The organism is Isoptericola sp. NPDC055881 (genome assembly GCF_053615895.1).
The window spans coordinates 65,135-88,861 of record NZ_JBSHCR010000011.1; the positions used below are offsets into that span (position 1 = coordinate 65,135).

The following is a 23,727-nucleotide window of genomic DNA, read 5'->3' on the forward strand; positions in this document are numbered from 1 at the left end:
TCTGGGTCAGGCGTCAGGCAGCGAGTCGAGCCACCGCTCGAGCTCGCGGGTGAGGACGATCTGGCGGCCTCGGGAGTCCTTCTTCGCGCGCAGGGGCGGGGGGAAGGCGGTGGGGTCGGTCTCGCGGATCGCGCGCCGGAGCGTGTCGACCGAGAACGGCGTCAGCGCCGCGGCCTCGGCGAGCGTCATCGCGAGCGCGCTGGGCATCAGGCCGCCGCCTCGACGTCGGCCGAGCCGTAGGGGTTGGCCATGATCGCGCGGCGGTCCTGGACGGACAGCGCGGCGATGAGCCGGTTGAAGACGGCGGGGCTCACGCGGCGCGAGTGCCCGAGCTCGATCTTCGCGACGTAGGGGCGCTTCACACCGACCGCGTCGGCGAGCTGCGAGACGCCCAGTCCCGAGCGGAGCCGGATCTCGCGGATCGCGGGCCCGTTCACCTCGATGGTGGTTGGCGTGTTCATGGGTACAGATAACCACACCTAGGAACAGGTATCAATGGACGGAGCGGGTGGGAACACGTTTGATACATGTCAGACGGGTGGGATTGGCGACTTCTAGCGGTTGCGCCTATCACTAGGTGTTCCTAGGTGTGTCTGGCATCCTGGGGACATGGACATCACCGAGGAGCAGCGCCACCAGCTCGCCGAACTGGTCCGCGAGGAGCGCGAGCGGCAGTTCGGCACCAAGCTGCGCGCCTACCAGGCCGCCTCGCTCAACTCGGCCACATGGGACCGGGTCGAAGCCGGCGCCTCCGTCCGGGCCGATAGGCTGCGCGCCGCCCTCGTCACCCTCTGGCCATGGAGCGACGGCGACTGGAGCAAGGTGCTCGACGGCCCCGACGCCCACACCGCGCAGCACGGGCGTGGCGTGGTGCTGGACCTGGACAAGTTCCAGCGGGCGTTCGACCAGATCCGTGACTGGCTCGACGACGCCGGCGACGAAGCGCACCCGCCCACCGATGCCCTCTGGCTCTGGACGCCCCGCCAGCTCGCGGACAACCTCGCCGAGCAGGTCGCGCACCTCGAAGCGGCCGAGGAGGCAGGGGGGATGCGCTACTTCGCCGAGCTGCTCCACGGCAAACGGGTCGCCGCCGAGAGCTTCCGCGGCACGAACCCGTTCGTCGAGGCGCGGCCCATCGAAGGCACCGACGAGGTCATCCTCCTGTCGAAGCGTCGGCTGGCCGACGACCCAGACGCCGGCGACTACATGCTCGCGGCGCGCGACCAGGACGACGACGCCGAGGTCGAGGCGCAGCAGGAGGAGCCGTGAGTGTCCTCGGCACCATCGGCGCCATGCAGGGCTCCGACCGCCGGCCCACGGCCGAATTCGCCTACATCGACGAGTCGGGCAACGTCGGGCCGGTCGCCAAGGGGGGCACGCGGACCTTCACCCTGGGCTGCGTGCTCGTCCCGATTGACCAGTGGACGGACCGCCTCGGCGTCCTCACTGAAGCGCGCCGTGACATACGGCGCATCTACGGCGTCAAGCTACGGGACGAGCTCAAGGCCAACTACCTGATCCGTGCCCGCGGGCCGCTCTCGGACATGAAACTCGGCGACGGACAGCGCCGTGACATCTACCAGCGGCTACTTCGCGCGACGGCGGTCGCCGCGAGCGGTGCGTTCGCGGTCGTGATCGACAAGGAGCACAGCCGCTACTCCGACGACGCACACGAGCGATCCTGGGAGTACCTGCTTCAGCGGCTCCGAATGCGTTCGCGCGAGTACGGACACCCGATCATCCTGGTCCACGACGACGGCGAGAACGCTGCCGTCCGCAAGCATCACCGCCGGTTTCGAAGGCATTCGTGGGCGCCCGGGGGCCACTCTGTCGCTTCCCCGCTTCTCGTCGAAGACCCGGTCGTGCGCGACTCGGCGTTCTCCTACTTCATCCAGTCGGCCGACCTGACCGCCTACGCGGCCTTCAGGAGGTTCCAGCCCCCAGGGCGCTCGGTTGCCTCGGTGTGCAACGAGCGAATGTGGAGCGAGCTGGCGGCGATCCATCGCACCGAGGTGAGTCGCGCGAACGCGGACGGCATCGTCGTCTACCCCGCATAGAAAGAAGGGGAGGCCCCCAGGGGGGCCTCCCTTGATCGCATGCCTACCCCCGACATGAGCCGGGATCAGCGTGCGTGCCCAGTAGAGCACAGAGACAGGGCGGCCGCAGTGAGGATCGCCACCATCCGATCAACCACGCCGGGCGCGCCGCCGTGCATACAGGAGCCCGAGGCACTAGAAGTGGACCCGTGACGCTCGAGGACCTGATCGCCGCAGCCGAGGAGCTCGGCATGCGTGTGAAGTGGGACAACCTCGGTCGCCGCGCCGGGGAGCTGCGGCGCTCGGGCCTGGTGCTGCTGAACCACCGCAAGAGCGTCCTCACCCAGCGGTGCACCCTCGCGCACGAGATGGGGCACTGGTCCCTCGGCCACGACTGGACGCTCTACCACGACGTCGAGCGCGACGAGGTTGCCGCGGACGCGTGGGCCGCGCGCCTGCTCATCAGCGCGGTCGACTACGCCCTCGCCGAACGCCTCCACGGGCCACACGCGGGCGCGATCGCGCGAGAGCTCGACGTCTCCACCCGCCTCATCGAAGTCTGGCGGTCAGAGGTGTGGCGCCGACCCGCTCCCGCGCGGGCCGGCCGCCACCTCCGCGCCGTCTGACCAGTCAAGGCCGGGCGCTGGACGGCGGCCGATCAAGGCGCAATGTCACCGATCGCTGACACCCGCAGGAATGTCGCCCCCAGGTGACATCACGCCGGAGCGATGAGCCCGAGCCGCCCGGCGACGTCGTCGAGGGCCTTCCGCGACATGTCCTGCGAGGCGTGGAGGTAGGCCTGCGAGCTCACGATGCTGCTGTGCCCCATGATCGCGGTGATGACCGTGTCGGGGACACCCGCCTCCATCAGGAGGGTCGCGGTCGAGTGGCGGGCCTCGTGCAGGGCGTAGCGCCGCCCGAGCGTCGTCCCGGCCGGGCCGTCGGCGGTGTGCGCCACTTGGGCGGCGTCCTGCAGGGCGTACCAGGCGGCGGAGTCGTCCTTGTCGTCGCGGGGCTGGCCGTCGGCATGGGGCCACACCAGGCCGTAGGGCGACGTCGGGGCGACGGACCGCCACGCGAGCAGGGCGGCCTCCATCCACGGCACCATCGGGATGACGCGGGTGCCCTTCTTCGACTTCGGCGGCACGAGGTGCCAGCGGTCGACGAGGTGGCGGCGCGGGATGCCGGGCTTGATGCGGAAGCCGGACGCCCGGTCGCGCGCGACGCGGTAGGGGAGGGCGTCGAGCTGCCACTCGACCCGGATCTGCTTGCGCTCGAAGTCGACGCAGTCCCACGTGAGGCCGAGACACTCGCCCTGGCGCATGCCCTGTAGGAAGGCGGCGACCCAGCGGGACCCGGCGGGCCCGAGCTCGCCGGCAGCGCGGATGAGGGCGTGGGCATCGATCAGGGGGATGGCGTCGCGGTCGGTGGTGTTCTTCTCGGGATTCGGCATGGCGAGCACACGGGCGGGGATGCGGTACCCCTCGACGATGCCGTCGCGCAGCATCTTCTTCAGGACGACCTGCGCGCGCAGGGCGGTCGACTCCGCGCGGCCCGCGGCTCGGATCGCCGTCGTGACCGAGCGCATGTGCGCCGGGGTGAGCTGCTCGAGGCGGACGTGCCCGATCGTGGGGACGACCCAGCGGCGGACCTGGGACACGTCGTTGCTCGTCGTCGAGGACCGCACCTCGTCCGCGCGCCGCTCGGTCCAGGTCTTGGCCCACATGGCGACGGTGACCTTGGCCGAGGCGCCCTCGACGGGCAGTCCTTCGGCCGCGATCTGCCGCTGCTTCTCCTTCAGCTTCGCCTTCGCCTCGGCCTCGGTCTTGCCGGTGACCTTCAGGCGGCGGCGGGTGCCCTTGGCGGTGATGCCGGCCTCGATGGTCCCGACCCACCGCTTGCGGTCGGAGTCGTAGCTGACGCCGCCGGTGCCGTACTGGCGCCGCTTCTTCGTGGTAGCCATCTCGCCTCGATCCTGGGGGTACATCCTGGGGGCCATGTCTAGCGTATGCCCTGCATACGCTCCGCCACTATCTGTGCAGGTCAGGGGCGGTTCATTACCCGTCCAGCGTACCGCAGTCTCCCATTCGCAATGAGAAGGTCGGGGGTTCGAATCCCCCTAGCTCCACCGGCTGAGGGCCGCTGACTTCTGGTCAGCGGCCCTTCTGCTTTTTCGGCGCCCGCGCGGGCTCATGCCACGACGTCGAGGCTTGCGGTGATCGCGGGTGCTGCGCGTCGTCGCGTGCGTGACGATCGCGCGGAGGGTCACGACCCGACCGCCCTCATGCGGCGAACAACTCTGACCGTCAGTCGACGACGGTCAAGGGCACCCGGGCGACCGGGATCTCGAGGGTCAGCAGGGCATCGATCACCGCACGCATGCCGCGACCCCGACGCCGAGGCAGGTTCGGAGGGGGCCGAGGTTGTCGAGCCGAAGGTGACGGTGGACCAGTCCGCCGGTGCCGGGGCGTGGAAGAAGGTCGGCTCCTACCAGCTGGACGAGAACGAGACGACATCGCTGGCAATGACGCCGTCGGCCACCGGTGTGGTGGTCGCGGACGGCGTGAAGCTGGTGCGGGACAACAGTGCGGACACGGACTCCGAGCAGAAGACGTTCACCTACGGCTATGACGTCAACGGCAACCTGACGACGATCGACGACGCGTCGAAGGACGCGGGCGGCTCTGGTGCGGGCGTGGATGCGTACAAGGTGGCCTACGACGACCTGAACCAGGTGTCGTCGGTGACGGAGAACCTGGCCGGCACCCCGAAGTCGACCACGTCGTACGCGTATGACGTGAACGGGCAGCCGACGAAGGTCACGCACCCCGACCAGGTCAGCGAGTACACCTACGACACCCGCGAGCTCCTGAAGACGGTCGGGGTGACCGACACGACCGGTGAGACGCCGGGGTCGGTGAAGACGACCACCTATGGGTACACGGTCCGGTCGCAGAAGGCGTCGGAGACGAAGCCGAACGGCAACGTGACCTCGTACACGTACTTCCTGGACGGGGCGCTGAAGTCCACCAAGGAGGTCAAGAAGGACGGCGAGACGCTGGTCGCGTCGCACGCGTACACGTATGACGCGAACGGCAACCAGGCCACCGACGCGGCTTCGAAGATGGATGCGGACGACCACAGCAAGCTGCTGGAGTCGACCACGACATACGCGTACGACCCGGTCGACCGCCTCGCGAAGAAGGTCAAGACCGGCAACGGGGCCTCGGAAGAGGTGTATGTGCACGACGCGAACGCGAACGTGATCTCGCAGACCCTCAAGGGTTCGACGACGACGTACGCGTATGACCGCAACCGGCTGCAGACGGTCACGACGGGTGGGCAGACGGCGAACTACACGTATGACCCGTTCGGTCGGCAGCAGTCGGTCACGTCGGCGGGGACGGTGATCTCGCGCAGCACGTTGGACGGGTTCGACCACGTGGTGAAGTCCGAGAAGATGGACGACACCGGGGCGCTGGTCGCGACCACGTACACGTTCGATCCGCTGGACCGCACCACTTCGTCCACGTCGGGTGGTAAGACGACGGACTACACCTACCTGGGCCTCTCGTCGGAGGTGCTGACGGAGGAGGTGGCGGGCGAGCTGTCGAAGTCGTACCAGTACTCCCCGTGGGGTGGGCGCCTGTCGCAGATCTCCCACCAGGCCGACGCCGACGAGGGTGTCGAGGCGGGGGAGACGGCGTACTACGGGTACAACGCGCACACGGATGTCGAGACCCTGACCGACGAGTCGGGTGACACGGTCGCGACGTACGGGTACACGGCCTACGGCAGTGATGACACGACCGAGTTCTCGGGGATCGACAAGCCCGAAGCGGGCGACCCGACGAACGCGGAGCCGTTCAACGCCTACCGGTACAACTCCAAGCGCCTCAACGCCGGCTCCGGCACGTATGACATGGGGTTCCGTGACTACGACCCCGGCCTCAACCGGTTCACCACCCGCGACATGTACAACGGCGCTGGCGCGCACATGGGCCTCGGCGCCGACCCGTACACCAGCAACCGCTACGCCTTCACGAGCGGAAACCCCATCACCCGCGTCGAGTACGACGGACACCGTCCGATCGAATGCATGGAGGAACACTATTCGTGCGCCAAGACAAGTGAGTCGTGGACCGTCGTCAACGAGTATGATCACATGACCCTCGAAGAAATCATGGGACAGGAACTACTAGACTCATTTGAGGCTGATGGGCATGACGAATTGCTCCTGCGAAATCGCGACACAGAGTCGGATGACACTAGGGAGTCGTCGATATTTGACGGCGTCGGCGACCAGCTTCACGAGACATTTTTCACAGCCGAAGGGCTTGCGGGCTGGACGGATGACGCGTCGGAGGTCACTGGAATTGCCGCCCTCTTTGGACTGGGGCTTGAGGGATCGGGACTGCTAGTCGGTGTAGCCTCGGCCCCGACCGGCGCGGGGCCGTTCGTTGGGGGCGCGATGGTGGCCGTCGGTGGATGGGTCAGCACTGTAAGCGGATATGCAACTGTCGCGCTCGACACAACGAACGCGATTGCCAATGCCCGTTTGGGCAATACAGGTGAAGCAGTTGACTCGGCGGTGTCGGCAGGCGTTGGCCTCTTCATGCCCGGCGCGGGTTTCGCAGCCGACAAGATGGCAGGTTACTTTGGCGAGGGTGCGCCATGGGCGGTCGATGTGATGCTCGAGATCGGAGGGATGGGAATTGAGGATGGCATTCAAGACGCCTTCGATCGCTAGCGCCTCGGTTCGAGCTGGCACGATCATATAGCCTGGTACCGGAGGTTGTCTATGGATGCGGAAGTGCTCTTCCAACACGGACGAGGCGTGAGGCGTGCGCGACTGTTCATTTCGGCTGCCTTGTCGATCCTGCTAGCAGTCGCTGGAACGATCTACGGAGTCTGGTTTGTAACCACAATATTCGTTTCTGCGAGTGCGATGTTGGTGCCTTTTGCCCTGGGGCAGGCAAGAACGATCGCCGTCTGGGCGAACTTGCGCCAGAGGCCTCTCCTCGAGGGCCCTCGACTATCTTGCATCTTCATTGCTGTGCTAGCGATGGTCGTTTGGTTGGGGCTGACCTGGTATCTCGGCGCCCGCCTTGGAGCGGGTGCGGCTTGGTTGGGTGGAGTGCCGCTGGTGCTGACGGAGGCCTATTTGGGCTGCATAATCGCGTACGCCCGTGATTCGACGACTTAAATGCGCCGATCGTTTCCATGGCACACCCTGGCATACGCCGAGATGGACCTGTCAAAGGTGGAGGTCCTGTGGGCGACCGTCGACAGATCGCCGTGTTCGCGTCCGTTCAGGCCGGGGGCTCAATCGCACACCGCACCATGCGGTATGAGTAACGAACAGAGTTCGCCTGGGGCGCGAGTGGGGCTGGGCGGAAATTTAGATGCTATACGGTAGACTTCTTGAAAGCTTGGGATTCAGGGGTCTCTCCTTCCTTATCGGCGCACTATTGCTCGCCGTTGTCGGGCGCACTTTCGTACAGTTTCTTCGGCGCGTGGTAGATAAAGGCGCCGATCTCAGTCCAGCGGTTTACGCCGAACGTAGGACCGGGGGCGACCTGGAGAAGGCGCGGTCGGCTCTACGCGTCCTTATTCCTGCAAACTTGATTATGATTTCCTGGTGTCTTCTCCTCATACTCGGAGGGGTTCTGGGTGCCCCACAGCGAGAACTGCTTACTGATGTAGTGCACTTTGTGGCCGCGTCATCCCTCTTCTTGGGCCTTTGGGTTCTGCTTGAGTACTGGATGGCCTGGCCAGGCGTCTTGGTGATCCCAGAGGTCCGAGGGACGACGGGAATGCTGAGCGTGACGCTCAGGCGTCGCCGTGAACGTCGGGGGCCAGGTGGGGGTGTCGCGTCCAGAAGGTGATAGGACGCCTGTTTCAGGGAGGTGCGCCATGGCATGCCTAGGGCTTGCCAGTGGGCACGCACTTGAGAAGCATGTTGTTGAGCTCGGCGAGTTTCCAGGGATTCGCACCCGGGGCGATTTTGCAGAGATGATCCAAGGAGTAATTCTCAACGGTGAGCGTCGTGTTCGAAAGGACGGGGCGAGCGACTACTGGGACAACGGTGTTATCGTCGTCCGAAATCCGGGCGCGGTTGATGGCGGAACCGCTTTCGCGCCGAGTGGAGGGTATAGCTACTTCCTTCGCAACTTCCAGGTTCAAAGGTGAGGAGCGGTAATGGACGTTGACGATCGTGGTGATTTGGTTGTGGTGACTATGATGCGAGGCGAATTCTTTCTTGTGCAGTCGCTTATGATGGAAGCTCTCGAGACTGGCGACGATCGCGATTTTCAAACGCGGGTCGGAGCGAGTAAAGAAGATGTGCGTGCTCTCATCTCGAGCCTTCCAGACTTGCCTATCGAGTAAAGGCCCGGGGGTGAGGCGGCCAGGTCTCAGCGAGGCGATCAACGGAGCGTTGTACCCGTAGTAGGCCGTCTCCCCCGCCTCGACACCTGCCTCGGCGTCGGCCTGGTGGGAGACCGGCGACAGCCGTTCACCCCACGGGGAGTACTGGTACGACTTCGACAGCTCGCCCGCGACCTCCTCCGTGAGGACCTCCGACGACAGGCCCAGATAGGTGTAGTCCGTCGTCTTGCCACCCGACGTGCTCGAGGTGGTGCGGTCCAGCGGGTCGAACGTGTACGTCGTGGCGCGGCAGGACGGCGTGGCCACCGCGCGCGCACCGAGCGAGTCCATCAGCTGAGGGCTGCTGACCACCAGGTCAGCGGCCCTTTTCCCTTTGCCGCAGCGCCTGGCCCGGAGCTGTGGGTACGGAAGCGGCGGGAGCTCGCGACCGAGCTTCCGCCGACTCCGTACCCAGAGCGAGGTCAGTGCAGGCGCGGGTCGTCCAGGTCGACGGTCTGGACCGTCCGGGCGATCCTGCGCATCGCGTCGAGCGAGTCGACCTGGGCGACCAGCCGGTACCGCACGCCCGCCCGCACCCACCGGAGCTCGGCGCCCCCCTGCCCCTGGGGCGTCCAGGCGGCGCGCGTCCCGTCGAGGTCCACGAGCTCGTGGCCGAACTCCGCGACCTCGGCTTCCACGGGGGCGGTCGCCGGCGTCGTCACCTCGAGGAGCACGGACGACGGGCCTGCGTCCTCGACCAGCCCTCCGTCGCCGAGCTCGGTGACGACGCGGTCGTCCGCGCCGTACTCCACGGACCACCGGTAGGTGGACCGCTCGCCGACCACCGGTGCGACCGCAGGCGCGCTCGCGAGGCCGACCGGGACGCTGCGCGGGTCGAGGACGCCTGCGGCGTCGAACCGGAGCGCGTCGAGCACGGCGAGCGTGCGCGCCTCGGGCATCCCCTCGGCGACGGCGTACCAGCGCACGCCGTCCTGATCGGTCCAGGTGAGCCGCTGCCGGGGCACGTCCGGGTCGTTGACCCACGCGAGCACCCAGCCGTCGACGCCGCGCAGGGAGACCTTGTCGGCGGACCGGAGGGACTCGATCTCCGTGAGGGGGCCGGCGGCGACGTCGCGGTAGACGTTGACCCCGCGTGCCGTCCCCGGTGCGTAGACCACGGCGGACGCCACCGCGACCGGACAGTGCCGGACCACCTCGGACGCAGTGACCCGGTCCGGACGCCCCGGCCCCACGAGCGCCGCGACGTCCGCGACGGGGCTGCCCGCCCAGGCGTCGCGCGGCATCGGGGTCGACTGGTCCTCGTCCACCTGCGCCGCCCCGCAGGACGGGTCGGCGGCAGCAGCGGCGGGGACGAGCCCGAGCGGCCCGACGCGGGACGGCGGCGCCCCGGGCTCGCCGCCCGGGCTCACCAGGACCGCGACGGCCAGCACGGCCGCGGCGGTGGCGGTCGCCAGACCTGCGGTGAGGGCGAACCGAGACCAGGACATGCCGGTACCGGGACGTCGTCGTGCCGGTCGTGACGCGTGCGCGGCTCGGCCCGACTCGTAGAGACCCCGAGCACGAGCGAGCCCCTCGGGGTCCACGGGGAGGTGCGGTGCCAGGGCTGCGGCACGGTCGATCGAGTCGCGGGTCATCGGTGACCTCCAACGGGTCCGTCGGGGAGTGGGTGCACGCCGGGTGTGGCGACCGCGGCGCGACCGGCTCGGTCTGCGGTGGTGTCCTGGCCGTCCGGGCCGAGGTCGTCGGTGTCGAGCAGTTCCTCGAGCCGGCGGCGCGCGCGAGAGGCGGACGTCGAACGTCCCCAGTCGGCAGCCCGTGACGCGGGCGGCCTGCTCCCGCGTCAGCCCGTCCCACGCGACGAGGAGAACCGCCTCGCGATGCTTCTCCGGCAGGCGTGACAGGGCGAGCAGGACGTGCTCGCGCTCGGCCACCGCCGCGTCGACGGCGGGCGTGGCCGTGCCGCGACGAGCAACGCCGCCCAGCCGGGCGGCCAGGGCGGTGGCGCGCCGCGTGGACCGGCGCTCGTTGCGGACGATGTTGCGTGCCACGCCGACGAGCCACGGCAGGACCTCGTCGTCGGGCAGCCCGTCCAGCAGGTCGCGGCGCCGGCGCCACGCGACCAGGAACGTCTCCGACACGACCTCCTGCGCTGCGTGGACGTCGACGTGCCGCAGCGCGTACGCCTGCACGCGCGGGGCGTGCCGGTGCCACCACTCGGCGACCCGGTCCTCGTCCGCAGGCGTGCCGTCGCCCGGTGGCGTCGCCGCACGGGGGAATCTGTTCATGCCGAGAGATGTCCGGTCATCGCGGGAAACTTACGGACGGCGGCCGGCCGCTGACGGCGACACCCCGCCAGCCCCGCCTCACCAGCTGCGGCGCACGGTCGCCTTACCCCCGGCGACGAGGCTGCGGGCAGGGACGTCCTCGGTGACGACGGACCCGGCGGCGATCACGGAGTCCCGGCCGATGGTGACGCCCGGGAGGATGGTGGCGTCGGCGCCGATCCACACGTTCTCCTCGACGTCGATGGGCCCGCCGGTGAGCCAGACCCGGCGGTCGTCGGTGTCGACGGGATGTCCGACGGTGATGAACGTGACCTTCGGCGCGACCATCACGCGCTCGGCCAGCCGGATCCCCGCGTAGTCGAGGAACGTGCAGCCCTGGTTGACGAACACCCGGTCGGCGAGGTCCAGGTGCAGCCCGTGGTCCGTGTAGAACGGCGGGTAGATCGTCACGCGCGGTGACAGCGGCCGGCCCAGGAGCTGCTCGAACAACGCCGCCTTGCCCTCGTCGTCGTCGAACGGCAGCACGTTGAGGCGGGACGTGAGCTCCGTCGCACGGAGCACACGCTGCGACATGGCCTGGAACTCGGGGCTGTGGATCCGCATCAGGAGGTTGCTCGGCACCCGCCGATCCTCTCGCACGGGACGGCTCACGAGGCGACACGCCGGAGATCTGGCATACCGTCCGGGAGGACGTCGACCCCGGCCGCGGGATGCGCAAAGATGAGGGAGTGCCCCTCCGGAACGTCCGATTCGTCCTGCCCGCCGTCGTCCTGACCGGTGCACTGGCGCTCACCGGCTGCACGGCCTCCCCGCCCGACGAGGCGGCCACCTCCCCGGCGGCGGCCCCGTCCGTCGCGGTCCGGGACCTGTCGTCGCACACGGTGCTGCTCGACTCCGAGGACCCCGTCGAGCTGGCGCTGACCACCAGCCAGACCGTCTACGCGCGCTCCGAGATCGTGGTCCTCGCGGACGCGGACGACGCGTCCGCGCGCCCGGCGCTCGCGGCCACGGCCGTTGCCGTGCACGCCCCCGCGCTGCTGGTGGACGGGTCCGGCTCCGGCGTGACGGACGAGCTGGGGCGGCTGGGTGCGCGCGTCGCCGTGATCGTCACGGGCGACGAGGTCCACGGCGGCGAGGACGGTGCGACGACGGACCACGACGACGAGGCGTCGCGCCAGGCCGCCGACGCGGCGGGCGTGCAGACCCTCGTCGTCGCCCCCGACGTGGTCGCGGGCAAGGCCGGCGCCGGCCCGACGCTCGAGGCCGACGACCTCGAGGACCTGGCCGGCCAGCTCGACTCGATGCTCGGGAGCGGCGACGTGACGTCGTCCCCGCCGGCGGCCGGCGGCACCGGGAGCCCCAGCCCGGCGGGGACGGGCCTGCTGCGGGAGGTGCTGGCGCTCGTCGACCCGGTCAAGGGTCAGGAAGCGGCGATCGCGTCCCTCCGTGCCGCCGGGGCCGTGACGACCGCCGTCCCCGGGGGAGACCTCGGCACGGCCCACGCCGTTCAGACCGTCGACCGGGCGCAGGCGCTCACCGTCGTCGGGGTGGGCCCGGGCTTCGGCGACGCCACGACCTTCGCGTGGCGCGTCGCGGCGGCCGAGCGGGCCGCCCTGCTGCCCACGGGCAGCCAGCACCTGCTCCCCGCGCGGTACGTCACGGTCGACGCGACCGTGTGGGAGGACCCGGCGACGGCTGTGGCACGGGCGCAGGCCGCCGCCGCGGCGTACGAGCCGTCCGAGGACGACGACGGGTCCGACGGGTCCGACACCCAGGACGCGCCGGTCGTGCCGACCCTCGTGCTCACCGCGAGCGCGACGTCGGGCGGGGCGGGCGAGGACGGCGACTGGGTCACCCAGGAGGACCTGGACGCCCTGCAGCCGCTGGTCTCCGCCGCCCGTGACGCGGGGGTCTACGTGCTGCTCGACGTCGGGGCGGGCCCGGGTCCGGTCGTCGACCAGGTGCGGGCAGCCGAGCCGCTGCTGCGCGACCCCGGCGTGGGCGTGGCCCTGGACCCCGAGTCGCGGGTCGGCGACGGCGTGACGACGACGTCCCACGTGATGAGCGCCGACGAGGTGGCCGACGTCGAGGCCTACCTGGCCGACCTCGTGACGCGCGAGGCCCTGCCGCCGGCGCTCCTGGTCGTGCACCAGACGCTCCCGGAGTCGATCCCCGACCGTGCGCTCCTGCGCTCGCTGCCGCAGGTGGAGGTGGCGGTGGTCGCCGACCGCACCGGCGGCGTCACCACGGGGGAGTGGGTGTGGAACCAGGTGAGCGCCGGCGTGCCCGACGGCGTCCACGTGGGCTGGTCAGGCCCGGCGGCAGGGGTGCTCGGCTCTGTCGTGCCGGCTGACCCGGCGCCGGTCGTGATCGCCACCTACTGAGCGACGGCCTCGCGCGCCCCGGGGGCGGGGGCGGCGTCGTTGACACGGCTTCCCCCTATTCGGCAGGATCGCTAACGTAACGATTCGACCGTGCGCCGCCCGTCGGCGTCGTCACCGACCCGCGTCTGGAGACTGATCGCCGTGCTGCCCCTGATCCCGTGGCCCACCGTCGTCGAGGAGCAGGGCGCGCCGTCGCTCGCCCTGGGCGCGGCGCACGTCGTCGCGCCCGACGACGCCCTCGCGGCGCTCGCCGCCGAGCAGCTCGCGGCCGTGGGCGTCCGCGTCGCCCCGACCGCCGCGGACGCGACCCCGGTGGTGCTGCGGCTCGACGACGCCGCCGGGCCGGAGGGCTCCGACAACCCCGAGCGCTACACGCTGCGGGTCACGACGGCCGGCGTCGAGGCGACCGCGCCAGAGCCCGTGGGGCTGCTGCACGCCGCGCGCACGCTGCGCCAGCTCGTCACCTCCGCGCCCGACGGCGCCCACCAGGTGTCCGCCGTCGTCGTGCACGACGCGCCCCGGTACCGCTGGCGCGGCCTGTCCTTCGACGTCGTGCGGCACTGGTTCGCCCCCGCGGACATCCGAGCCGTCGTCGACCTGGTCGCGGCGTTCAAGCTGCGGGTGCTGCACCTGCACCTCACCGACGACCAGGGCTGGCGGATCGAGACGCCGTCGCGCCCCGAGCTGGAGAAGGCGTCCGACAACCAGGTGGGCGGCGGCACCGCCGGGTTCCTCACCGTGGACGACTACCGCGAGCTCCAGGAGTACGCCGCGGCGCGGTTCGTCACGATCGTGCCCGAGTTCGACATGCCCGGGCACATCAACGCCGCGACCCAGGTCTACGGGGCGCTGACGAAGGACGGTCTGCCCACCGAGTCCTACGACGGCATCGAGGTCGGCTTCTCCCGGCTGTGGTTCGACAACCCGGCCACCGAGCCGTTCCTGCGGGACGTCATCGGCGACATCGCCGCGATGACCGCCGGTGACTGGGTGCACGTCGGCGGCGACGAGGTGCACACGATGGAGGTCGAGGAGTTCGCGAAGTTCGTGGAGCTCGCGGCGCGCATCGTGCGCGAGCACGGCAAGACGCCGATCTTCTGGCAGGAGGGCGCCCGCGGCCCGGTGGAGCCCGGGACGCTGCTGCAGTACTGGGAGCCCAAGGGCGAGGAGTTCGACCGCTTCGTCGCGGCCGCCGCGGCAGGCGCCCGGTTCATCATGTCGCCCGGCAACCACGCCTACCTCGACATGAAGTACACCCCCGAGCACGAGCTCGGCCTGCACTGGGCCGGGTACGTCGAGCTGCGCGACTCCTACGACTGGGAGCCCACCGCGCTCATCGACGGCTTGCCCGCCGGTGCCGTCGAGGGCGTCGAGGCCGCCGTCTGGACCGAGACGATCACGACGCGCGACGAGCTCTTCTCCATGCTGCTGCCGCGCCTGGGCGCCGTCGCCGAGGTCGCCTGGACCGCGCCGGAGCGCAAGGACTGGGACGCCTTCCGCAGCCGCGTCGCCGCCCAGGCTCCCGGCTGGCGCGCCACCGGCTGGGCCTTCCACCAGACGCCGCAGGTCGACTGGCCGACCGCCTGACCTCCCGAGGCGGCGCCGTCACGCCGCAGGCCGGACCGACTGGTTGAGGAACTCCAGCACGGCGGCGACGCGGGTGTTGGCGCCGTCCGGGAGGTCCAACAGCTTGTAGATCCCGGTGAGCTGGGCCTCGACCGCCTTCGGGGTGATCTCCAGCTCGCGGGCGACGGCGCCGTTCCCGCGCCCCTCGGCCACGAGCTGCAGCACCCGGAACTGTGCGGCCGACAGGCGAGCGAGGGGGGTGTCCGACCGCGGCACCGACCGGCTGACCAGCGCCGGGTCGATCACGACGCGCCCCTTCGCCACGGCCGAGATCGCCCGGATGAGCTGGCCGGGCTGCGCGGACGAGCGCTTCGACAGGTAGCTCCAGGGCGTCGGGGCGCCGGCGCTGATGGAGCGCACGAGGGCGAGCAGGTTGTGGCTGGAGACGATCAGGATCCGCACCTCCGGGTCGCGTTCCTGCAGCGTGCGCCCCAGCGCGATGCCGTTGCCGTCCTCGAGCTCGATGTCGAGCACGGCGACGTCGGCCGCCCCGGGGACGATGACGTCGAGCGCTGCGCTCTGGCCCGCGGCGTCGGCCACGACCTCCGTCCCGGGGTGGCCCTGCAGGAGGGCCAGGACGAGGCCGCGCATCATCGCCTCGTCCTCGACGACGGCGACGCGCACGGGACGGCGGCCCGGCCTCACCGCTGCCCCTCCGCCTCGGCGACGGAGCTCTGCACGGGCAGCACGGCGGAGAGCCGGGCACCGCCCAGGGGCGACGGGCCGAGCGTCAGCTCGCCACCCCGGCCCCAGGCCCGCGCCCGCAGGCGCGCGACACCGGAGAGCTCGGGCGCGTCGGGGAGCCCCGTGCCGTCGTCGTCGACGGTGAGGCGTGCCGTGCTCCGGCCGTCGTCGTCGGTCTCGCCGCTGATCACCACGCTGATGCGATGGGCGCGGCCGTGCAGCATGGCGTTGTTGACCCCCTCCTCGACGACGGAGAAGAGCATCACCCGGTCGGCCGGAGGCAGGGAGTACCCCGCGAGCAGCGCGTCGGCCACGCCCTCGTAGCGGACGTCCATGGTGACCGACGGCGGGAGACGGTCCGCGAGGAGCAGCAGGGCGGCGGACAGGGCGAAGTCCCCGGCCAGCGGGTACAGGGCGTGGGCGACGGCCCGCACCTCCGACTCTCGAAGCTCGTCCAGCCGGTCGGACACGGCCTCCAGCGAGTGTGCGGCGACCTCCTGCCCCTTCTGCTCCAGCTCGTCGTGGATGGCGTCCACCTCGCGGATCGCCAGGACGAGACGTTGCTGCAGGCCGCCGTGGAGCTGGCGGGAGATCTCGCGCCGCACCCGCAGCTCCTCCTGCTCGGCCTCCACCCGCGCGAGCGTCGCGCGCTGCGTCTGCTCCAGGTGCCGCCGCTCCTCCTCCCTGATCCGCCGTCGCGTCCCGACGTAGTAGAGCGCGATCGAGATGGCGAAGGACGCCTCGAGCGCAGCCAGGGCGGTCTCGATGAGCAGGAACTCTGCCGACGCGCCCCGCGGCAGGCCGAGGGTCACCGCCGCCGTGCGGGCGATCCCGATCCCGAGGCTCAGGCCGACGACCAGGGCGACCCTCGCGGTGCGCGACCAGTGCAGGATGCTCAATCGCACCAGCAGCGCGGCGGAGAGCGCGCTCGCGACCGTCACCCCCGCGACCAGGAGGAGGGCGACGCGGATGACGAACGCCAGCTCGGCCCGCCCCATGAGCGGGTAGCCCTCGCGGCTGATGGGGGCGATCCCCTCGATCCCCCAGAGCGCGAGCTCGACGGCCGGGACGGCAGCGACCAGCGCGACCCCGCCCATCGCGATCAGCGCAAAGGCGCGGCGCTCCGCAAGATCCGCGTCTCGGACCACCCCTCATCCTTGGCAGACGGGTGGCTCCCGGCAACCGGAAGGTTTCCCCAGGTCAGGCGCGGACGGCGTGGATCACCAGGTTGTCCCGCGCGGGCCCGACCGTCCCCTCGCGCTGCAAGCAGGTGAGCACGACCAGGCGGGCGGCGCCGTCGGGGAGGCGGCCCCAGATCTCGTCGGACGCCGCGGCCTGCGCCTTGCTCACGACCTCGGCCTCCTCGACGACGTAGCGGGTGCCGTCGACACGCAGCACGTCCCCGCGGGTGACGCGCAGGGCGGGCTCGTGCCCGCCGGGCTCGACGAAGGCGTTGCCCGGCGCGTTCCCGTCGCGCACCGCGTGGACGGCGACGACGCGGGGCCGGGTGCCGGCCGGGGACTCCCGGTCGGGGTCACGGACCTCGAACGCCTCGGTCAGGGTCGGCGGGTTGACGACGCCCCCCGACGCGGACATCGTGACGAGCGGGACGTCGAGCCCCTGGGCGGGCGCCTCGAACCTGCCGCCGGTCGGGCGCAGGTCCGCCGCCGCGACGTCCGGTGCGACGTCGAGCCGCACGCACCGGCCGTCGAGGTCGCGCTGGGCGGCGACGCACGAGCCGGCGTCGCGCAGCTCCAGCCAGGACACGGCCGCCACGCCGGCGAGAGCCAGCACGACGACCGTGCCCAGGAGGGCGCGAACCCAGCGGCTCACTCACGACCCCCGGGGTTCGAGGGGGACGAGGGGGACGAGGGAGAGCGGCCGCGCAGCGCGCGGAGCGCGCCCGCCGCGACGAGCACCAGCGCGGCGCCCACCAGCAGCAGCCAGGGCGGCTCGCCCGAGTCGGCGGCCCCGCCCGTGTGCGCGACCAGGCCGGTCGTGCCCCGGGCGTCCGGCCCGCCGACGGCCGTCCCCTCGACCGCCCGGTCACCGACGGTCGTGCCGTCGCGCGCGGTGTCGTCGCGTCCGGTGTCGTCACGTCCGGTGTCGTCGCCGGGGTCCCCGGGGCCCGGGGTGGCGTCGTCGTCCGGGGTGTCCCCGGCGATCCGGAGCAGGACGTCGAACGAGAAGACGCGCTGGCCCACGAAGGCGTGGTTGCCGCTCGTCGCCTCGACCGGGAAGTCGTAGGAGACGGAGAGGTCGACGGACTCGCCCCGGGGCAGGTGCGCCTCGTGGATCACCGTCTGCCGGCCCTCGAGCCGCGAGGCGGGGACCCCGTTGACGAGGAGGTCGTCGTAGAACGAGTCGTCCACCCAGCTGTCGTCACCGTGGTCCCGGAAGGCGGCCGCGTTGACGATGCTGGCGGTGAGCGTGCCGCCGGTGGGTCCCTCGTTACGGACCCGGAGCGTCGCGCGGTCCGCGTCGCCCGGGACGACGACGACCTCGCCGAGGAGGGAGCCCCCGACGAGCACGCCGTCGGACGGCGTCCCGGAACCGGTCAGCCGGACCAGGGGCGTGCCGTCGGTGTCGTGCTCCACGGCGGCCGCGGCCGGAGCGTCCGTCGTGCGGGCGACGGCGCTGGTGGTCGCCGTGGCGGCGGCCGCGGCACCTCCCGTCACGGGGACGACGAGCCCGACGGCGGCGAGCAGCGTGGCGAGGCCCATGGCCTGGGTGCGGGTCCTGGTCATCACGAAGACTCCTCGTGTCGGTCGGTGCGTCGAGAGCGGTCCGGCGTCACGACCATGACGACCCCGTACAGGATCAGGGCGACGGCGCCGATCTTCACCGCGGTGGGGCCCCACGACGCGTTCGTCAGGTGCCCGAGCCACGGGATCGAGTACATGACCCGGCCCTGCACCTGGTCGGAGACGATCGGGTCGTCGTCCGCCCCGTTGGCGTCCCCGCGGGTCACGAAGCCCGCGGCCCCGTCGGTGCCCCACGTGACCCCGGCGACCCGGTGGGTCACCAGCGTCGGGTCGCCGGAGACGGGCTGGAAGGTCACGACGTCGCCCACCCGGACGTCCTCCGGGTCGACCGGCCGCACCACGACGACGTCACCGGGCGAGAGCGCCGGCTCCATCGAGCCGGTCAGCACCGTGAGCGGCGTGGCGCCCACGAGCTTGGGCACGGCGACCGCGGCCCCCGCGAGGGCGAGCGCGGCCACCATGACGACGCCGAGCACCGCCGATGCGGCCGTGCGGAGCATGCCTCGTGCCGGGGCGGTGGGTTCCGCGCGCGCGGCGGGTTCCGCGGGTCGGGCCTGGTCGAGGGGGACGGCCGAGAGGTCGACCGCGACGACGGGTGCCGTCCGAGCGGTCATGACGCCTCCTTCTCGAGCCAGGCGATCAGGTCGTCCAGCGGGACCTCCTGGTCGGCGGCCCACTCCTCGAGCACCGCGGGCAGCGCGTCGAGGTCGATGCCGGCCGCGTCGAGGCCCTCCTCGTCGAGGAGGTCGCGCAAGTCCTGGGCCCACGCCGGCTCGGGGTCCTCGGACGTGTCCCCGCCCTCGTCCGGTCCGTTCTCGTCCGGTCCGCTGTCAGGCCCGCTGTCGACGTCGGGCGCCGGCTCAGGTTCCCGGCCCGGGCCGGTGTCGGTCTCCGGCGCTTCGGGCGTCTCCGTGGGCTCCGTCTCCGGTGCCTCGGTCGGCTCGGTCGACGGTTCGGTCGACGGCTCGGTGGTCGGCTCCGTGGTGGACGTGGCGTCGTCGTCCGCCACGTCCGGCGTGGCGGCCTCCGGGGCCTGGCGGGCCGAGTCGACCTCGATCTCCACCGTCCCGCTCGAGACGGCCGGTGCCAGGGCGGCGGCGGTGTCGTGCCACAGCCGGCTCTCGTCGACGGTCGCGCCGGACCGGACCTGCCACAGGTCCGCGACGAGGTCCCCGTCGTCGAGCCGAAGGCCCTGGTAGGTGTTCCCGGCGGCCGCGTCCATCGTGACGACGAGCGTCACGGAGAGCTGACCGTCCGCGTCCCGGGGGAGGTCGACGGGCACGTTTGGCGACCCGGCGAACCGGAACGCCCCGTCCCCGTCGAGCGTCCCCTCCGCCACGGCCGCACCACCCAGCGCGACCTCGACGGAGATGTCGAGCACGTCGAGGAGCTGGGCGTCCTGCCAGGCGGGGGCCGACAGCCTCAGCAGCGCGTCGAGGTTGTCGCCGCGCAGCGACGTGCCGAGGTCGTAGTCGACCGTGGCCTTCGCGCCGGGCTCGAGCACCACCGGGTCGGGGGTGGCCTGGCCGGCGGGCGCGAACGCGACGTCGAGAACGCCGGAGGAGAGCGCGCCGTGCTCGACGGGTGCGTCGGCCCGCCAGGCGGCGGCCGTGGTTCCCGTCCCGCCGAGGAGAAGGGCGGCCGCGAGCGCTCCGGCGGTGAGGCTGACTGCGCACCTCATGGAGAGCCTCCTACTGCTGGTGGGCGTGGAGTCCGGGGGACGCGCTCTCGGGGCGGTGGTCGTGCGACCCGAGAGCGCGTCGGAGCGCGAGGCGCTCGGTCACCGGACCTGGTCGAGGGTGACCTGGAGGTTCGACAGGTCCGCCTGGGTGTTGGTGAGGTCCTGACCCTGGATCTCGCGCGGGAAGTTGGCCAGGATGAACACCTGGAGGTCCTTGCCGCCGGGGCCGTCGATCGGCACGTTCACGACCTGCGACGCGTCCTGGGCCTCGCCGAGGACGTTCCCGTCCCCGTCGGTGACGAAGTACTTCAGGCCGAGGCCCTGGGCGAGCTCGCCGCCGGCCGGGCTCCCGTGGAGCGACAGCTGGGCCTGCATGTTGTCGCCCTCGGTGTGGGCGGTCACGCGCGTCTTGCCGAGGACGAAGTCGCCGGGGACGGCCTGCCAGGTGCCGAGGTCGTCGATGGTGTGGCCGACGACCTGCCCCGTGCCGTAGCCCGTGTCGTCGGGGTCGAGGGTGCGGAACTCGGTCGACACGCCGTTCCAGACCGTCTGCTCCTGGCCGAGCCAGGTGACGTCCCACTGCAGCCCGTGGCCGACCTGGGACGCGAGGTCCGCGGCGTCGGGCCGGTCGGGGGAGACGTCGAACCAGCGGGTCTCCTCGGCGTTCACCTTCAGCATGCCGCTGCGGATCACGCCGCCGGGCACGCCCGCGTCGTCGTGCCAGAGCGCGAGCGTCCCGCCCGCACCGAGCAGCAGAGCGCCTCCGGCGACCCCGGCCAGGATTCCCTTGGTCTTCGTGTTCATGTGCAGCTACACCCTTCGTGCCGTCGCGTTGCGCATCTCGCGAGAGTGCTCTCCGCTGGAGATCTGCTCCGTCGTGCGGTGACTCGCCGTCGCAACGAGATCCAGTGTTCGGCGGCACGCAGGGGGCGTCGGGCCAGTGCTAGGGGAAACCCCAACGGCACGGTGGTGGGGTTCTCGGGGCGGCGGGCGGGCGCCCCCGTGACCTGCTGAAAGACGTCTGGGACGCGCTAGATCCAGGACTCCAGCCGCATGACGGACTGCCAGTAGGGGTAGGGCACCTGCGTGGCCGTCCACAGGGGGTAGAAGACGACGGACACGGCGAGGATCACGACCAGCACGGCGACGATGGCGGCGACGACCTGCGCGCGGGCGCGGCGGCGCCCCTCGGTGCGTTCGAGCGCGACGACCATCGGGTAGACGAGCGTGAGGACCACCCAGGGCGTGAAGACGATCGAGTAGAAGGTGAAGATCGTCCGGTCGTCGAACGGGGGCGCGTACGCGAACCAGGGCAGCCAGCCCGCGGCGGTGCCGCTGAGCACGGCGACGGCGCGCCAGTCGCGGAACCGGATGCCCAGCCAGATCGTCGCGACGATCGCGAACGCGGCGAGGAGCCACAGCAGCGGGTTGCCGAGGGAGGTGACGGCGCGGGCGCACGCGTCCGCGGCGTCCGAGGGACAGGTGCCCGTGCCGGGCGCCTGCTTCTCCCAGAAGAACGACGTCGGACGCCACTGCACGATCCAGCCCAGCGGGTGCGACGCGTACGGGTGGTCGGACGTGAGGTGGGTGTGGAAGTCCCACATCTGCCGGTGGTACTCCACGAAGCTCCGCAAGGGGTCCGGCAGCCAGGTGATGCCCTCGCCCGGATGCTCGGCCGCCCACTGCCGCAGGTACGAGCCGGCGTGCGTGAACCACGACCACCACGACGCGAGGTAGACGACGAACGCGGTGGGGACGATCGTGAGGAACGCGGGCACCGCGTCGACGACGAGCGAGTCCTCCCACCAGCGGCCGATGCCCGCGGCGCGCCGCGCCGTCAGGTCCCACAGCACGGTGAGGATGCCGAACACCGCGACGAACCACAGCCCGGACCACTTGGTGCCGCACGCGAGCCCGAGGCTGACACCCGCGGCCAGCCGCCACCACCGGAAGCCGAGCCGGGGGCCGTAGCGGGCCACGGTGCCGCCGGCGTCGAGGATCTCCGCGACCCGCCCGGCGAGCCGGCGTCGCGCCTGCTCGCGGTCCAGGACGAGACAGCCGAAGGCCACCAGCACCCACAGCATGAGGAACTGGTCGAGCAGGGCGGTGCGCGAGTGCACGATCGCCTCGCCGTCGATCGCGAGCAGCAGGCCCGCGGCGACGCCCATCGTCGACGACGCGAAGAGGCGGCGGGCGATCCGGACCAGCAGGAAGACGGCGAGGATGCCGACGACGGCGCTCGCGAGGCGCCACGCGAACGAGCTGGTCGCGCCCCCGCCCGCGTCCATGCCGAGCCAGATCATCCACTTGCCGACCGGCGGGTGGACGACGTACGCCGCCTTGTCGAGGTAGGTGAGGACGTCGCCGGCCTCGAACGCCGGGTTCGGCTCGTCCGGCCACTGCGCCTCGAAGCCCAGCCGCCCCAGCGTGAACGCGTCCTTGACGTAGTAGGTCTCGTCGAACACGAGCTGGTGGGGCTGCCCGAGGTGCCACAGGCGCGTCGCGGCCGCGAGCAACGTCACGACGATCGTGCCGAACCAGCCCCAGAACCGGTCGCGGCGACGCAGGTCGAGCCGCACCCGCCGGGCGCCCAGCAGGCGGTCCAGCAGCCGCGCCTGGGTGGAGCGCGCGTCGGGCTCCTCCTCCGGCACCGGCGCGAACGCGGTCAGCGGGGCGCCCGGGAACGCCGGCGGCGGGCCGCCGGGGGCCGGCTCCGCGACGGGGGCGGCGGAGCGCTCCGCCGGGTACGTGCGTGCGGGGACGGCGTACGGGTCGTCGTCGGCCGCGCGGTGGCGACCGCGCTCCGGCGGCGTGCCCGCGGGCGCGGGATCGCCGGTGGCTGTGGCGTCGGCGTCGGGGGCGGTCACCGGGTCATCGTAGGGGCGTGGGACGCTGGTCACCATGACCTCCGAGCCCGCCGCCGCCCCCCGTCCCGCCCCGAACGCCGAGGCCGGGACGGTCGTGCTCGCGGCGACGCCCATCGGGAACGCCGAGGACGCGTCGCCGCGGCTGCGCCGCCTGCTCGCCGAGGCCGACGTCGTCGCCGCCGAGGACACCCGACGCCTCCACGCCCTCGCGCAGCGTCTGGGCGTGACCGTGGGCGGGCGCGTCACCTCGTACCACGAGCACAACGAGGCGGCGCGCGCCGACGAGCTGCTCGACGTCGTCGCGGACGGCGGCACCGTGCTCGTCGTGTCCGACGCCGGCATGCCCGCGGTGTCCGACCCGGGCTACCGCGTCGTCGCCCGTGCCGTCGAGCGCGGCGTCCGCGTCACCGCCGCCCCCGGGCCGTCCGCCGTGCTGACCGCCCTCGCGCTGTCCGGGCTGCCGACGGACCGGTTCACCTTCGAGGGGTTCGTTCCGCGCAAGCCGGGGGAGCGGGCACGCTGGCTGGGGGCGCTCGCGGCCGAGCCGCGCACCATGGTGTTCTTCGAGGCGCCCCACCGGATCGCCGAGACGCTGCACGCGATGGCGGACGCGTTCGGCGCCGACCGTCCGGCCGCCGTCTGCCGCGAGCTCACCAAGACCTACGAGGAGGTGCTGCGCGGCGCCCTCGCGGACGTCGTCGCCGAGGCCGACGCCCGCGCGGCGGACGGCGACGGCCTGCGCGGCGAGATCTGCGTCGTCGTCGGCGGAGCCCCGGCCGGCGCCGCCCCCAGCGTCGAGGACCTCGTGCCCGAGGTGCTCGCGCGCGTCGAGGCGGGCGAGCGCCTCAAGGCCGCCGTCGCCGACGTCGCGACCGCTGCCGGGGTGCCCAAGCGCGACCTCTACGCGGCCGCCATCGCTGCCAGGTAACCGCCAACCCCCCGCCGACCGATCCCGGCCGACCGACCCCTGCCGAACAGGTGGTTGTTCACGTTCTGAGTACTCAGAACG

General features: G+C 71.6%; 21 protein-coding genes. 7 read left to right on the forward strand and 14 right to left on the reverse strand.

Features of this window, described 5'->3' with window-relative positions; all coding sequences use genetic code 11:
* Window positions 1-6: 6 nt before the first annotated feature.
* Together ACWGKI_RS05835 and ACWGKI_RS05840 are read right to left on the reverse strand one after the other, a co-directional pair.
* On the reverse strand, window positions 7-207 hold the full coding sequence (locus tag ACWGKI_RS05835; protein WP_452185432.1) for a hypothetical protein: 201 nt from the start codon (window positions 205-207) through the stop codon (window positions 7-9).
* A complete protein-coding gene (locus ACWGKI_RS05840; protein ID WP_452185434.1) occupies window positions 207-461 on the reverse strand; it encodes a helix-turn-helix domain-containing protein in 255 nt (84 codons plus the stop codon). The genes ACWGKI_RS05835 and ACWGKI_RS05840 overlap by 1 nt, the downstream gene beginning before the upstream one ends.
* 148 nt (window positions 462-609) lie before the next feature.
* Between ACWGKI_RS05840 and ACWGKI_RS05845 the strand changes: the two genes are divergently transcribed.
* The 3 genes from ACWGKI_RS05845 to ACWGKI_RS05855 all read left to right on the forward strand — a co-directional run bounded on the left by ACWGKI_RS05845 (window position 610) and on the right by ACWGKI_RS05855 (window position 2,662).
* Window positions 610-1,269: a hypothetical protein gene (locus tag ACWGKI_RS05845; RefSeq protein ID WP_452185436.1), complete on the forward strand. Its 660-nt coding sequence runs from the start codon at window positions 610-612 to the stop codon at window positions 1,267-1,269.
* Window positions 1,266-2,057, forward strand: a complete 792-nt coding sequence (locus ACWGKI_RS05850) for a DUF3800 domain-containing protein (protein ID WP_452185438.1) — start codon at window positions 1,266-1,268, stop codon at window positions 2,055-2,057. Before ACWGKI_RS05845 ends, ACWGKI_RS05850 begins: the two co-directional genes overlap by 4 nt.
* A gap of 188 nt (window positions 2,058-2,245) precedes the next feature.
* Window positions 2,246-2,662, forward strand: a complete 417-nt coding sequence (locus ACWGKI_RS05855) for an ImmA/IrrE family metallo-endopeptidase (RefSeq protein ID WP_452185440.1) — start codon at window positions 2,246-2,248, stop codon at window positions 2,660-2,662.
* Between the two features lie 89 nt (window positions 2,663-2,751).
* Here the strand turns inward: ACWGKI_RS05855 and ACWGKI_RS05860 are convergent, their stop codons facing one another.
* Window positions 2,752-3,999: a tyrosine-type recombinase/integrase gene (locus tag ACWGKI_RS05860; RefSeq protein ID WP_452185442.1), complete on the reverse strand. Its 1,248-nt coding sequence runs from the start codon at window positions 3,997-3,999 to the stop codon at window positions 2,752-2,754.
* Window positions 4,000-4,473: 474 nt separating this feature from the next.
* Between ACWGKI_RS05860 and ACWGKI_RS05865 the strand changes: the two genes are divergently transcribed.
* Window positions 4,474-6,786: an RHS repeat-associated core domain-containing protein gene (locus ACWGKI_RS05865; RefSeq protein ID WP_452185444.1), complete on the forward strand. Its 2,313-nt coding sequence runs from the start codon at window positions 4,474-4,476 to the stop codon at window positions 6,784-6,786.
* Window positions 6,787-7,961: 1,175 nt separating this feature from the next.
* Here the strand turns inward: ACWGKI_RS05865 and ACWGKI_RS05870 are convergent.
* From ACWGKI_RS05870 to ACWGKI_RS05880, 3 genes are all read right to left on the reverse strand, one after another.
* Complete coding sequence (locus ACWGKI_RS05870) at window positions 7,962-8,756, reverse strand: hypothetical protein (protein WP_452185445.1); 795 nt, start codon at window positions 8,754-8,756, stop codon at window positions 7,962-7,964.
* A gap of 131 nt (window positions 8,757-8,887) precedes the next feature.
* A complete protein-coding gene (locus tag ACWGKI_RS05875) occupies window positions 8,888-10,711 on the reverse strand; it encodes an RNA polymerase sigma factor (protein WP_452185447.1) in 1,824 nt (607 codons plus the stop codon).
* Between the two features lie 78 nt (window positions 10,712-10,789).
* A complete protein-coding gene (locus ACWGKI_RS05880; RefSeq protein ID WP_452185449.1) occupies window positions 10,790-11,332 on the reverse strand; it encodes a sugar O-acetyltransferase in 543 nt (180 codons plus the stop codon).
* A 107-nt stretch (window positions 11,333-11,439) separates the two neighbouring features.
* On the opposite strand from ACWGKI_RS05880, the gene ACWGKI_RS05885 reads away from it, so the two are divergent.
* Both ACWGKI_RS05885 and ACWGKI_RS05890 read left to right on the forward strand, forming a co-directional pair.
* Window positions 11,440-13,095, forward strand: a complete 1,656-nt coding sequence (locus ACWGKI_RS05885) for a hypothetical protein (RefSeq protein WP_452185451.1) — start codon at window positions 11,440-11,442, stop codon at window positions 13,093-13,095.
* Between the two features lie 141 nt (window positions 13,096-13,236).
* Entirely contained in the window at window positions 13,237-14,682 is a 1,446-nt protein-coding gene (locus ACWGKI_RS05890; RefSeq protein ID WP_380242506.1) for a family 20 glycosylhydrolase, read from the forward strand.
* Window positions 14,683-14,700: 18 nt separating this feature from the next.
* Here the strand turns inward: ACWGKI_RS05890 and ACWGKI_RS05895 are convergent, their stop codons facing one another.
* The 8 genes from ACWGKI_RS05895 to ACWGKI_RS05930 form a co-directional block, all read right to left on the reverse strand.
* Window positions 14,701-15,366, reverse strand: a complete 666-nt coding sequence (locus ACWGKI_RS05895; RefSeq protein WP_452185453.1) for a response regulator — start codon at window positions 15,364-15,366, stop codon at window positions 14,701-14,703.
* Window positions 15,363-16,553, reverse strand: a complete 1,191-nt coding sequence (locus ACWGKI_RS05900; protein WP_380242510.1) for a sensor histidine kinase — start codon at window positions 16,551-16,553, stop codon at window positions 15,363-15,365. Before ACWGKI_RS05900 ends, ACWGKI_RS05895 begins: the two co-directional genes overlap by 4 nt.
* A 52-nt stretch (window positions 16,554-16,605) precedes the next feature.
* Entirely contained in the window at window positions 16,606-17,238 is a 633-nt protein-coding gene (locus ACWGKI_RS05905) for a hypothetical protein (protein WP_452185455.1), read from the reverse strand.
* Complete coding sequence (locus ACWGKI_RS05910; protein WP_452185457.1) at window positions 17,235-18,152, reverse strand: hypothetical protein; 918 nt, start codon at window positions 18,150-18,152, stop codon at window positions 17,235-17,237. Before ACWGKI_RS05910 ends, ACWGKI_RS05905 begins: the two co-directional genes overlap by 4 nt.
* A complete protein-coding gene (locus ACWGKI_RS05915; protein WP_452185459.1) occupies window positions 18,152-18,784 on the reverse strand; it encodes a signal peptidase I in 633 nt (210 codons plus the stop codon). Before ACWGKI_RS05915 ends, ACWGKI_RS05910 begins: the two co-directional genes overlap by 1 nt.
* Window positions 18,781-19,851 carry a hypothetical protein gene (locus ACWGKI_RS05920; RefSeq protein ID WP_452185461.1) on the reverse strand — a complete coding sequence of 357 codons (1,071 nt, stop codon included), beginning with the start codon at window positions 19,849-19,851 and terminating at the stop codon, window positions 18,781-18,783. Before ACWGKI_RS05920 ends, ACWGKI_RS05915 begins: the two co-directional genes overlap by 4 nt.
* Before the next feature lie 99 nt (window positions 19,852-19,950).
* Window positions 19,951-20,655, reverse strand: a complete 705-nt coding sequence (locus tag ACWGKI_RS05925; protein ID WP_452185463.1) for a SipW-dependent-type signal peptide-containing protein — start codon at window positions 20,653-20,655, stop codon at window positions 19,951-19,953.
* A gap of 227 nt (window positions 20,656-20,882) precedes the next feature.
* Complete coding sequence (locus tag ACWGKI_RS05930) at window positions 20,883-22,718, reverse strand: dolichyl-phosphate-mannose--protein mannosyltransferase (protein WP_452185465.1); 1,836 nt, start codon at window positions 22,716-22,718, stop codon at window positions 20,883-20,885.
* 34 nt (window positions 22,719-22,752) lie between these two features.
* Here ACWGKI_RS05930 and rsmI point away from each other — a divergent pair, with 34 nt between their 5' ends.
* Complete coding sequence (rsmI, locus tag ACWGKI_RS05935) at window positions 22,753-23,646, forward strand: 16S rRNA (cytidine(1402)-2'-O)-methyltransferase (protein WP_452185467.1); 894 nt, start codon at window positions 22,753-22,755, stop codon at window positions 23,644-23,646.
* The last annotated feature ends 81 nt before the right edge of the window (window positions 23,647-23,727 follow it).

Coding starts and splice junctions, on each gene's coding strand:
- ACWGKI_RS05835 (WP_452185432.1), bottom strand. CDS start 207: ATGCCCAGCGCGCTCGCGATGACGCTCGCCGAGGCCGCGGCGCTGACG.
- ACWGKI_RS05840 (WP_452185434.1), bottom strand. CDS start 461: ATGAACACGCCAACCACCATCGAGGTGAACGGGCCCGCGATCCGCGAG.
- ACWGKI_RS05845 (WP_452185436.1), top strand. CDS start 610: ATGGACATCACCGAGGAGCAGCGCCACCAGCTCGCCGAACTGGTCCGC.
- ACWGKI_RS05860 (WP_452185442.1), bottom strand. CDS start 3,999: ATGGCTACCACGAAGAAGCGGCGCCAGTACGGCACCGGCGGCGTCAGC.
- ACWGKI_RS05870 (WP_452185445.1), bottom strand. CDS start 8,756: ATGGACTCGCTCGGTGCGCGCGCGGTGGCCACGCCGTCCTGCCGCGCC.
- ACWGKI_RS05875 (WP_452185447.1), bottom strand. CDS start 10,711: ATGAACAGATTCCCCCGTGCGGCGACGCCACCGGGCGACGGCACGCCT.
- ACWGKI_RS05910 (WP_452185457.1), bottom strand. CDS start 18,152: ATGACCAGGACCCGCACCCAGGCCATGGGCCTCGCCACGCTGCTCGCC.
- ACWGKI_RS05915 (WP_452185459.1), bottom strand. CDS start 18,784: ATGACCGCTCGGACGGCACCCGTCGTCGCGGTCGACCTCTCGGCCGTC.
- ACWGKI_RS05920 (WP_452185461.1), bottom strand. CDS start 19,851: ATGAGGTGCGCAGTCAGCCTCACCGCCGGAGCGCTCGCGGCCGCCCTT.
- ACWGKI_RS05925 (WP_452185463.1), bottom strand. CDS start 20,655: ATGAACACGAAGACCAAGGGAATCCTGGCCGGGGTCGCCGGAGGCGCT.
- rsmI (WP_452185467.1), top strand. CDS start 22,753: ATGACCTCCGAGCCCGCCGCCGCCCCCCGTCCCGCCCCGAACGCCGAG.